This window comes from Actinotalea sp. JY-7885 (genome assembly GCF_014525465.1).
Classification (GTDB): domain Bacteria; phylum Actinomycetota; class Actinomycetes; order Actinomycetales; family Cellulomonadaceae; genus Actinotalea.
In genome coordinates this window covers 1-10,080 of the sequence record NZ_JACEXH010000126.1, presented here as the reverse complement: position 1 = coordinate 10,080, position 10,080 = coordinate 1, and the positions used below count along the sequence as shown (strand labels likewise).

At 73.6% G+C, this 10,080-nt stretch carries 12 protein-coding genes and 3 tRNA genes; 6 read left to right on the top strand and 9 right to left on the bottom strand.

Annotated features, from left to right (window positions below; all coding sequences use genetic code 11):
* Positions 1–310 precede the first annotated feature (310 nt).
* The gene (locus tag IDM29_RS11790) at positions 311–1,372 is read left to right on the top strand and encodes a LacI family DNA-binding transcriptional regulator (protein WP_182112063.1); all 1,062 of its coding nucleotides are present in this window, start codon (positions 311–313) and stop codon (positions 1,370–1,372) included.
* A 24-nt stretch (positions 1,373–1,396) separates the two neighbouring features.
* On the opposite strand, the gene IDM29_RS11785 is transcribed toward IDM29_RS11790, so the two are convergent.
* From IDM29_RS11785 to IDM29_RS11760, 6 genes are all read right to left on the bottom strand, one after another.
* A complete protein-coding gene (locus tag IDM29_RS11785; protein WP_182112064.1) occupies positions 1,397–1,819 on the bottom strand; it encodes a MaoC family dehydratase in 423 nt (140 codons plus the stop codon).
* Positions 1,816–2,280, bottom strand: coding sequence for a MaoC family dehydratase N-terminal domain-containing protein (locus IDM29_RS11780; RefSeq protein WP_370525904.1), 465 nt, complete (start codon positions 2,278–2,280; stop codon positions 1,816–1,818). The genes IDM29_RS11785 and IDM29_RS11780 overlap by 4 nt, the downstream gene beginning before the upstream one ends.
* Positions 2,281–2,297: 17 nt before the next feature.
* Positions 2,298–2,468, bottom strand: a complete 171-nt coding sequence (rpmG, locus tag IDM29_RS11775) for a 50S ribosomal protein L33 (protein WP_182112066.1) — start codon at positions 2,466–2,468, stop codon at positions 2,298–2,300.
* 87 nt (positions 2,469–2,555) lie between these two features.
* Positions 2,556–2,632: transfer RNA gene (locus IDM29_RS11770), tRNA-Met, on the bottom strand.
* Positions 2,633–2,685: 53 nt separating this feature from the next.
* Positions 2,686–2,758, bottom strand: a tRNA-Thr gene (locus IDM29_RS11765).
* 58 nt (positions 2,759–2,816) lie between these two features.
* The gene (locus tag IDM29_RS11760) at positions 2,817–3,308 is read right to left on the bottom strand and encodes a YajQ family cyclic di-GMP-binding protein (protein WP_182112067.1); all 492 of its coding nucleotides are present in this window, start codon (positions 3,306–3,308) and stop codon (positions 2,817–2,819) included.
* Between the two features lie 68 nt (positions 3,309–3,376).
* Between IDM29_RS11760 and IDM29_RS11755 the strand changes: the two genes are divergently transcribed.
* Positions 3,377–3,458, top strand: a tRNA-Tyr gene (locus IDM29_RS11755).
* A gap of 63 nt (positions 3,459–3,521) precedes the next feature.
* Here the strand turns inward: IDM29_RS11755 and htpX are convergent.
* Positions 3,522–4,379 (bottom strand): zinc metalloprotease HtpX, encoded by an 858-nt coding sequence (gene htpX / locus IDM29_RS11750; protein ID WP_182112068.1) that lies wholly within the window; start codon positions 4,377–4,379, stop codon positions 3,522–3,524.
* 140 nt (positions 4,380–4,519) lie between these two features.
* Between htpX and IDM29_RS11745 the strand changes: the two genes are divergently transcribed.
* From IDM29_RS11745 to IDM29_RS11735, 3 genes are read left to right on the top strand one after another with little or no spacing between them, the layout of a single operon-like run.
* The gene (locus tag IDM29_RS11745; protein WP_182112069.1) at positions 4,520–5,362 is read left to right on the top strand and encodes a transporter substrate-binding domain-containing protein; all 843 of its coding nucleotides are present in this window, start codon (positions 4,520–4,522) and stop codon (positions 5,360–5,362) included.
* A 1-nt stretch (position 5,363) separates the two neighbouring features.
* Positions 5,364–6,233 (top strand): amino acid ABC transporter permease, encoded by an 870-nt coding sequence (locus IDM29_RS11740; protein ID WP_255491641.1) that lies wholly within the window; start codon positions 5,364–5,366, stop codon positions 6,231–6,233.
* The gene (locus IDM29_RS11735) at positions 6,230–6,979 is read left to right on the top strand and encodes an amino acid ABC transporter ATP-binding protein (RefSeq protein ID WP_182112071.1); all 750 of its coding nucleotides are present in this window, start codon (positions 6,230–6,232) and stop codon (positions 6,977–6,979) included. Before IDM29_RS11740 ends, IDM29_RS11735 begins: the two co-directional genes overlap by 4 nt.
* Positions 6,980–7,022: 43 nt before the next feature.
* On the opposite strand, the gene IDM29_RS11730 is transcribed toward IDM29_RS11735, so the two are convergent.
* The gene (locus tag IDM29_RS11730) at positions 7,023–8,384 is read right to left on the bottom strand and encodes an FAD-dependent oxidoreductase (RefSeq protein WP_182112072.1); all 1,362 of its coding nucleotides are present in this window, start codon (positions 8,382–8,384) and stop codon (positions 7,023–7,025) included.
* Between the two features lie 104 nt (positions 8,385–8,488).
* Between IDM29_RS11730 and rarD the strand changes: the two genes are divergently transcribed.
* Positions 8,489–9,445, top strand: coding sequence for an EamA family transporter RarD (gene rarD / locus IDM29_RS11725; RefSeq protein ID WP_182112073.1), 957 nt, complete (start codon positions 8,489–8,491; stop codon positions 9,443–9,445).
* Here rarD and IDM29_RS17360 read toward each other — a convergent pair.
* The gene (locus tag IDM29_RS17360; protein ID WP_309232726.1) at positions 9,429–9,893 is read right to left on the bottom strand and encodes an FHA domain-containing protein; all 465 of its coding nucleotides are present in this window, start codon (positions 9,891–9,893) and stop codon (positions 9,429–9,431) included. The genes rarD and IDM29_RS17360 overlap by 17 nt on opposite strands.
* Positions 9,894–10,080: the final 187 nt, after the last annotated feature.

Sequence of the window (10,080 nt, the reverse complement as noted above, 5' to 3'; positions counted from 1 at the left end):
GCCGCGGCGCCTCGGGCCGCGTCGCGGCACGACGGCGACCCGGACCACGGCGAGCGCGGTGGGCGGGGCCGGGCGGGGTGGAGCCGGACGCGGTGGGGCCGGACGGGGCAGGGCGGGGCAGGGCACGACGGCGCAGAGCGGGGGGCAGCACGAGACGACTCGATCCAGGTGGTGTGGCGGGCGGGAGGCACGACGCCGGGCCGGGCGGCCCTCGGACGAGGGTGTTTCGAATCGTTTCGAGACCGCACGTCGATCCTCGCCGATAGGCTGGCGCACCGTCAACCGGCGACCGGACGACCGAGGAGGTGACATGGCACACAGCAGGCCCACGCTGGCCGACGTCGCGAGCGCGGCGGGAGTCTCCGTCTCGACGGCCTCGCTCGCCTTCTCGGGTGCCGGACCGATCGCCGCCGAGACGCGCTCGCGCGTCCTCGCCGCCGCCGAGACCCTCTCCTACTCCGGGCCCAACCCCCTCGGCCGGTCGTTGCGCAGCGGTCGCTCGGGCATCGTAGCCGTCGTCATCGGCGACGAGCTGCGGCGCAGCTTCCGCGACCCCGTCTCGGTCCAGGTCCTCGACGGCCTGGTCGGCACGCTGGGCACGATGGGGCTCGGGGTGCTGCTCGTGCCCGCGACGCCGCACGCCGACAGCGCCCGGCTCGACCCGCTGCTGGCGAGCGCGCCCATGGACGTCGCCGTCCTCATCTGGGGCACGCGCAGCAGCGACCCGGTCCTGGCGGCGCTCCAGCAGCGCGGCGTGCCGATCGTCGTCGGCGAGGGCCCCGAGGTCGACGGCGCCGCCGTCGTGGGGATCGCCGACCGCAGCGGCACGGCCGAGCTGGTGCGCCACCTCGTGGGCCTGGGGCACGAGCGCATCGCCACGGTGACGCTGCCCTTCGCCGGCGAGCGCCGCTGCGCCGTCGTCGACGCCGAGCGCATGGCCGAGCTGGACTGGACGCCCACCCGGCACCGGCTGGAGGGCTTCACCGACGCCGGGGTCCGCCCGACGCTCGTCGTCGAGGCGCGGGCCTCCCTCGTCGAGGAGGGGCAGGCCGCGGGCCGCGTCGTCCTCGCCGGGCCGGACCGCCCCACGGCCGTCGTGGCGCAGTCCGACCTCCTGGCCGCGGGCGTGATGCTCGCCGCGCGCGAGATGGGCCTGCGCGTGCCGCAGGACGTGTCCGTGGCCGGGTTCGACGGCCTGGACCTGCCGTGGCTCGGGCCCGACGTGCTCACGACCGTCGCGCAGCCCCTGGCCGCCAAGGGCGAGGCCCTGGGCCACGCGGTGGCGGCCCTCCTCGCCGGGGAGTCCCCCCCGACCGTGCAGCTCGACGTCGAGCTGCGTCTCGGGACGACGACGGCGCCGCCACCCGCCTGAGCGGGACGTGCCCGCCCGCGCCGGTCAGAGGCGGACGAGCGCCTGCGCCCTGCCCAGGACCCGCTCGCCGGCGACGGTCACCGTGAGGTCCACCCGCACCGTGCGGGCGTCGGCGTCCAGCGCGCCGACCGTGCCGGTCACCTCGACGACGGCCTCGCCCGGGTCGGGCACGGGCACGAGCCGCGTGAAGCGCGTGCCGTAGTCGACGACGGCCCCCGGGTCACCCGCCCAGTCGGAGACCAGGTTCACGGCGGCGCCCATGGTCAGCATCCCGTGAGCGATGACGCCGGGCAGACCGACCTCGGCCGCGAAGCGCTCGTTCCAGTGGATCGCGTTGAGGTCCCCGCTCGCGCCGGCGTAGCGCACCAGGTCCCGGCGCGTGAGGGTCACGGTGCGCGAGCCGACGACGTCGCCGACCGCGAGGTCCTCGAGGACGGGGCGGGTCACGCGCCGGCCTCCGGCGTCGCGGGCTCCGGGAGCCGGACGGCGAGGCGGGAGACGACGGTGGACACGGGCGCACCGTCCGCGTCCGCGATCTCGCAGCGGGTCGTGACGGTCGCGAGCCCGGAGCGCTCGGTGACGGCGTCGATGTGCAGGACCGTCACGAGCTCGTCGCCCGCGACCACCGGGCGGTGGTGGGTGAACCGCTCGTCGGCGTGCACGACCCGGCTGAAGTCGATGGCCGCCTCGGGGTCCTCGATGAGCTGGGCCTCGGCCCGCTGCGCGACCACCACCGCGAAGGTGGGCGGCGCGACGACGTCGGGGTACCCGAGCGCGCGGGCCGCCTCGACGTCGTGGTGCGCCGGGTGGTCGGCACCCACGGCAGACGCGAACGAGCGCACGTGCTCGCGTCCGACCACGAAGGCGGTCGTCGGCGGGTACGTGCGCCCGGCGTACGCGGGGTTGATGCCCACGACGCGTCAGGTCAGCGGGTCTCGCGGTGCAGCGTGTGCTTGCCGTCGCGCGGGCAGAACTTCTTCATCTCGAGCCGGTCGGGGTCGTTCCGACGGTTCTTCTTGGTGATGTAGTTCCGCTCCTTGCACTCCACGCACGCGAGCGTGATCTTCGGGCGGACGTCCTGAGACTTGCTGGCCACGGTCTTGCCACCTCTCGCGCCGGGAGTCGGCGCCTCTGGTACGTGCTCGTCTGCGTCCCGGCCGTCGGCCGGTCCACCTGTCCACTGTGGTAGCGAGGGCGGGACTCGAACCCGCGACACCACGATTATGAGTCGTGTGCTCTAACCACCTGAGCTACCCCGCCACTATCGGTGCCGACGGACGACCGGTGAGTCACCGGCGTCCGGACACCAACAGAGCCCCGAAAGGGAATCGAACCCTTGACCTTCTCCTTACCATGGAGACGCTCTGCCGACTGAGCTATCGGGGCAGCGCGTGCCAGGGTACACGGGCTCCGGGGCGCCTGCGAAATCGGGTGCCCGACGAGGTCAGCGGTAGTTGACGAACTGCAGGGCGACGTCGAGGTCCGCCCCCTTGAGCAGCGCGATGACGGCCTGCAGGTCGTCGCGGCTCTTGGCCGAGACCCGCAGCTCGTCCCCCGTGATCTGGGCCTTGACGCCCTTGGGGCCCTCGTCGCGGATGATCTTGGAGATCTTCTTGGCGTTCTCGCTGCTGAGGCCCTCCTTGATCGCGGCCTCGAGGCGGTACTCCTTGCCGGACTGCTTGGGCTCGCCCGTCTCGAGCGACTTGAGCGAGATGCCGCGACGGATGAGCTTGGTCTCGAAGACGTCCAGGACCGCCTTGACGCGCTCCTCCGAGTTGGCCGTCATGACGATGGACTCGCCGCTCCACGCGATCGACGCCCCGATGTTCTTGAAGTCGTAGCGCTGCGAGACCTCCTTGGCGGCCTGGTTCAGCGCGTTGTCGACCTCCTGGCGGTCCACCTTGCTGACGATGTCGAACGAGGACTCCGACGCCATTGCTACCTCCGGTCGTGCGTGATGGTCGGTGGGCACCTGCAGACTTGCTATCCTTCCATCCGCACCCTGGCAGGTTGCCCGAGCGGCCAAAGGGAGCTGACTGTAAATCAGCCGCGTCATGCTACGGGGGTTCGAATCCCTCACCTGCCACTCGCGACGAGAGCCCCGTCCGGTCCCGACCGGAGCGGGGCTCTCGCACGTCAGGGCCCTGCGTCAGACGACGCCGGCCATCTGCCGCAGGCGGGCGATGCGCGCCTCCATCGGCGGGTGCGTCGCGAACAGGCTGGCCATGCCGCCGCCCCGGAACGGGTTCGCGATCATGAGATGGGACACGTCCACCAGCTCACGGTCCGCCGGCAGCGGCACACGCTGGGTGCCCCGCTCGAGCTTGGCGAGGGCCGAGGCGAGGGCGAGCGGGTCGCCCGTCAGCTGGGCGCCACCCTCGTCCGCGTCGTACTCCCGCGTCCGGCTGATCGCGAGCTGCACGAGCGTCGCCGCGACGGGTGCGAGGAACACCATCGCCAGCGTGGCGAGCGGGTTGCCGCCGCGCTCGCGGTCACCACCGCCGAAGAAGAGCAGCAGCTGCGCCAGTGACGTGATCATGCCCGCGAACGCGGCCGCGACGGACGACGTGAGGATGTCGCGGTTGTAGACGTGCATGAGCTCGTGGCCCAGCACGCCCCGCAGCTCGCGCTCGTCGAGCAGCGTGAGGATCCCCTCCGTGCAGCAGACGGCGGCGTGACGTGGGTTGCGGCCCGTCGCGAACGCGTTGGGCGCCGCGGTCGGCGAGACGTAGATCCGGGGCATCGGCTGACGCGCCACCGTCGAGAGCTCGCGCACGATGCGGTACATCGCGGGCTGCTCGATCTCGCTCACGGGCCGCGCCCGCATCGCGCGGATCGCGATCGTGTCGGAGTTCCAGTAGCCGTAGGCCGTCCCCACCAGGCCGAGGCCGGTGAACAGGAGCAGGTAGCGCCCCTCCCCCACGACGCTCCCGATCCCGAGCAGCACCGCCCACATGACGCCGAAGAGCGCCGCCGTCTTGAGCGCGTTGACGTACCGCCGTCCCACCGTGACCCCCTCATCTCGCGGTCCCCCGAGCGCCGCGCGGCCGTGCCCGGCGCCGTGCTTGCCACCTGGGACAACGCCGTGACGCCCGCCGACGTTCCCATACACTCGGCGCGCCCGGCCCCTCGACCTCTGGAGTCCCCGTGCGCACCTCCCGTCTGCTCGCCCTGGCCGCCGCGAGCGCCCTGGCGCTCGGGGCGTGCGCCCCCGTCGACGACCAGGACGGCGGCGACGCCACGGCCGACGGCGACGCCCTGCCGACCCTCTCGGAGGGCGTCCTGACCATCGGCACCTCGGACCCGGCCTACGAGCCCTGGGTCGTCGGCAACGACCCCACCACCGGCGAGGGCTTCGAGTCGGCCGTGGCCTACGCCGTCGCGGCCGAGCTCGGCTACGACGAGGACGACGTCGAGTGGGTCACCGTGACGTTCGACCAGATCATCGCGCCGGGCGCGAAGAGCTTCGACATCGCGATCAACCAGGTCTCGATCAGCGACGAGCGCCGCGCGAACCTCGACTTCTCGTCCAGCTACTACGACACCGCGCAGGCCGTGGTGACGCTCGAGGGCAGCCCGGCCGCCGACGCCGCCTCGCTCGCCGCCCTCGCCGCCCTGCGGATCGGCGCGATGGTGGGCACGACGAGCGCCCAGGTGGCGCAGGAGGCGATCGCACCGTCCTCGCCCGTGCAGCTCTTCAACGACAACGACCAGGTGAAGCAGGCCCTGTCCGCCGGCCTGGTCGACGCGATCGTCGTCGACCTGCCGACGGCCCTGTACATCACGGCGGCCGAGCTCGACGGCGGCATCCTGGTCGGTCAGCTCCCGGCGGGCGACGCACCGGACCAGTTCGGGCTCGTCCTGGACAAGGGCAGCGACCTCACCGCGGCGGTCACGGCCGCGGTCGACGCGCTGCGCGAGGACGGCACGCTGGCCGAGCTCGAGACGCAGTGGCTGACCGACGCCGCCGGTGCGCCGGTCCTCGAGTGACGTGAGCGCCTGGACGCCGTCGCCCCTTCAGGTCGAGCGCCTCGCCTACCGGCGCAGCCGGGCGGTGCGCTCCACGCTCGTGGCGATCGCGAGCACCGTCGCGCTCACCGCCGTCGCGGTCCTCGCGCTCGTCAGCTCGCCGGGCTGGCCGCGCGTGCGGCAGTCGTTCTTCGACCTCGACGTGGCCCTCCAGTCCCTGCCCACGGTGCTGGAGGGGCTCTGGCTCAACCTCCGCGTCATGGCGGTGTGCGCCGTCGTCGTCGTGGTGGTCGCCCTCGCGCTCGCGATCGCGCGCACGCTGCGCGGTCCCGTGTTCTTCCCCCTGCGCCTCGCCGCGACGGCCTACGTGGACGTCTTCCGCGGCCTCCCGCTGATCCTGGTGCTGCTGCTGGTGGGCTTCGGCCTGCCGGGCCTGCGGCTCCACGGCATCCCGACGCAGGCGGTCGTGCTCGGTGGCCTGGCGCTGGTCCTGACGTACTCGGCCTACGTCGCCGAGGTCTTCCGCGCGGGGATCGAGTCGGTGCACCCCTCGCAGGTGGCCGCCGCGCGCTCGCTGGGCCTGAGCCGCGCGCAGACCATGCGCCGGGTCGTCCTGCCCCAGGCCGTGCGCCGCGTCGTCCCGGCGCTGCTCAACGACCTCGTCTCGCTGCAGAAGGACTCGGGGCTCATCTCGATCCTCGGCGCGATCGACGCCGTGCGCGCCGCGCAGATCCAGACGTCGGTGCACGCCAACTTCACGCCCTACGTCGTCGCGGGCTTCCTCTTCGTCCTGCTCACCGTGCCGCTCACACGGTTCACCGAGGCACTGGCCCGACGGGGCGGGTGGCTCGGCGCGACGGCCGGCGTCGCCGGCGCCGGACCGCTGCGATGACCGGGCCCGGGCCGGGGTCCCCGCTGCTGAGCGTGCGGGGGGTGCGCAAGGCCTACGGCGACCACGTCGTCCTGGACGGCGTCGACCTCGACGTCGACGCGCACCGGTGCGTCGTACTCATCGGCGCGTCGGGATCGGGCAAGTCCACGCTCCTGCGCACGGTCGACCTGCTCGAGGAGGTCGACGACGGGGTCATCCTGCTCGAGGGCGAGGACATCACCGACCCGCGCCGCGACGCCGACGCGGACCGCGCGCGCATGGGCATGGTGTTCCAGGCCTTCAACCTCTTCCCGCACATGCGCGTCATCGACAACGTGACGCTCGCGGCGCGGCTGGTGCACCGGACGCCGCGGGCGCAGGCCGAGGGCGCGGCGCTCGCGATCCTCGAGCGCGTCGGGCTCGCCGACAAGGCCCGGGCGTTCCCCGACCAGCTCTCGGGCGGTCAGCAGCAGCGCGTGGCCATCGCCCGCTCGCTCGTGACGTCCCCGCGCCTCATGCTGCTCGACGAGGTGACGAGCGCGCTCGACCCCGAGCTCGTGGGCGAGGTCCTCGACCTGCTCGTCGAGCTCAAGGGCGAGGGCATGACCATGGTCGTCGCGACGCACGAGATGGGGTTCGCGCGTCACGTCGCCGACGAGGTGTGCTTCCTGCACGCCGGGCGCGTCCACGAGCGGGGCACACCCGAGCAGGTGCTGGGCGACCCGCAGCAACCCCGCACCCGCGACTTCCTGCGCCGCCTCGCGTGACACGGTGCGGACCCCGGCGGGGTCCGCACCGGGTCCGCGCCGGTCAGGCCTCGCCGCGGATGATCGCGAGCATCTCCTCGCGCGGGACCACCTTGATGCGCTGACGCCCGTGCGGCTCGCCGAGCGCCTGCTCGTACGCGTCGAGCAGCATCCAGCCGGACCACTCGACGTGGCCGACGCCGCGCTGCGTGAGGAACGCGGTGACGGCGTCGGGGTCGGGCTCGCTCGCGCGCGGCAGCGTCTCGGCGTCGGACACGAGGTGCCGGACGGTCTCCGTCGCGTCGGACTTGGTGTGGCCGATGAGCCCCACGGGGCCACGCTTGATCCACCCGGTCGTGTAGACCCCGGGCAGCGGCTGCCCGTCCGCCTCGACCACGCGGCCCTCGCGGTTCGGGATGACGCCGCCGATCTCGTCGAACGGCAGGCCCGGCAGGGGGGACCCGAAGTACCCGACGGCGCGGTAGACCGCCTCGACCGGCCAGTCGTGCGTCTGCCCGGTCCCGGCGACCGACCCGTCGCCCGTGAGCACCGTGCGCTCGGTGCGCAGGCCCTCGACGTGCTCGGTGCCGAGCACCGCGACCGGCTTGTGCAGGAAGTGCAGGTGGATGCGGCGGCTCGCCGTCAGCTCCTCGGGCTCCTTGAGGGTCCAGTCCGTGAGGGTCTTGACGACCTGCTTGGTCTGGTTCGAGGAGTGGATGGCCGCCATCGAGCCCTCGTCGAAGTCGAAGTCCTCGGGGTAGACGATGACGTCCACGTCGGGCACGTGGCCGAGCTCGCGCAGCTCGAGGGGGCTGAACTTCGCCTGCGCCGGCCCGCGGCGGGCGAAGACGTGCACGTCCGTGACGGGGTTCGCGAGCAGCCCCTGGTGGACGTTGTCCGGGATCTCGGTGGGCAGGAGGTCCTCGGGGTGCTTGGCGAGGATGCGGGCGACGTCCAGGGCGACGTTCCCGGCGCCGATGACGGCGACGTTCTTCGCCTCGAGCGGCCACGTGCGGGGGACGTCGGGGTGCCCGTCGTACCAGGAGACGAAGTCGGCCGCGCCGAACGAGCCCGGCAGGTCGATCCCCGGGATGGGCAGCTCGGCGTCGCGGATGGCGCCCGTGGAGAAGATCACGGCGTCGTAGAACCGGCGCAGGTCGTCCAGGTCGATGTCCGTGCCGTAGTCGACGTTGCTGAGCAGCCGGATGTCGCCGCGGTCGAGGATCTTGTGGAGCGCCACGATGATCTGCTTGATCCGCGGGTGGTCCGGCGCGACGCCGTAGCGCACGAGGCCGAAGGGCGCCGGCAGCCGCTCGAACAGGTCGATCGAGACGTCGAGGTCCGACTTGGACAGGATGTCGGCGGCGTAGATGCCGGCAGGTCCGGCGCCGACGACGGCCACGCGCAGGGGACGAGTGCTGCTCACGGAGCGGGGTGCCTTCCGGTGGGGGGCGGCGGGGCACCGTTCGCACGGCGACGGCGCGCCACGCCAGGACGCTGGATCCAGTGTAGGCGGCGTAGGTTTGCCCCGTGCGCGCGCCCGGGGACCAGACGCCGTCGGGCGCACCGGCGGCGGACCGCACCGGGCTCGCCCTCGGGTTCGGCGCCTACCTCCTGTGGGGCTTCCTCACCCTGTACTTCCCGCTGCTCGAGCCGGCGGGGCCGGTGGAGATCATCGCCCACCGCGTCGTCTGGTCGCTGGTCTTCTGCCTGGTGCTCCTGCGCGTCACCGGCTCGTGGAGCGCGTACGTCCGCGCCCTGCGCGACCCGCGGATGCTCGGCACCCTGGCGGTGGCCGGCGTGCTCGTGGCGCTCAACTGGCTCGTCTTCGTCTTCGGCGTCCTCAGCGGCCACACCGTGGACACCGCGCTCGGGTACTACATCAACCCCCTGGTGACCGTCGTGCTCGCGGTCGTGCTCCTCGGTGAGCGGCTGCGTCCGGCGCAGTGGGCCGCCCTGGGGATCGGCGCCGTCGCCGTCGTGGTCATCACCGTCGGGGTCGGGCGCCTGCCCTGGATCGCGCTGGTCCTGGCCGCCACCTTCGGCCTGTACGGGCTGCTGAAGAACCGGGTGGGGCGCACCGTGCCGGCCGTCGCGAGCCTGGCGGTCGAGACGACCGTGCTCACCCCGGTGGCGGGCGCCTACCTCGCCTGGCTCGGGCTCAGCGGCGCGGCGGCGTTCGGGGCGCACGGCGGGGGCCACGTCGCGCTCCTCGTCGGGCTGGGCGTCGTCACCGCGGTGCCGCTGCTCATGTTCGGCGCGGCGGCGCGGCGGCTCCCGCTCAGCGTCGTCGGGATGCTCCAGTACGTCGCCCCGACGCTGCAGTTCCTCGTCGGGGTGCTGGTCTTCGGTGAGGAGATGCCCACGGCGCGCTGGATCGGGTTCGGCCTCGTGTGGCTCGCGCTCGTGGTCCTGACGGTCGACGGGCTGCGCGCGACACGGTCGCCGCGCCGTGCGGCGGCCGCCGCGCTCAGCCCGCGACCGTGAGCCAGAAGTCCCCGAACGCGACCGACGCCCGGTCGGGCACGCGGACCTTCTGCTCGGGGGCGCAGAGGATCTGCTGACCGTCCCCGAGCGTGACGATCGTGCCGTTGGTCGAGTTGCGGTCGCGCAGCCAGACGCCCTCGGCGTCGACGCCGAGCACCAGGTGGGTCTTGGAGACCGACCGCCCGGGGTCGGGTACGGCGAGCAACCGGTCCGGCTCGGGCTCGCCGTCGCGCGGGGCGGGGTTGCGCCCGACGAGCGCGGTGCCCGCGAGGTCCAGGGTGCTGCCGTCCCAGAGCTGCAGGGTGGCCCGCGGCACCGCACGGCCCCCGTGCGCGACCTCCGGTACCGCCCGGCGGCTCGCGTGCCCCAGGCGGGTGCGCTCGACGTCGTCGTCCAGCGGCGGGGTGGCGCCCAGGGCGGGCGGCACGACGGGCTGCTCGGCTGTCACCCCAGCAGCATCCGTCGGCACGGGGACCCGCGTCACGTCGGGCGCGCCGGGCGCCGGCATCCGCGGCCGGGCGACAGCACCGGGGACGTGCGAGATCAGGTGGTCCGCGGGGGTCGCCGAGGCGTCCTCGGCGGGCGCGGGTGCCGGCGCGGGCGCAGGCGCGGGTGCCGGAGCGGGCGCCGGAGCA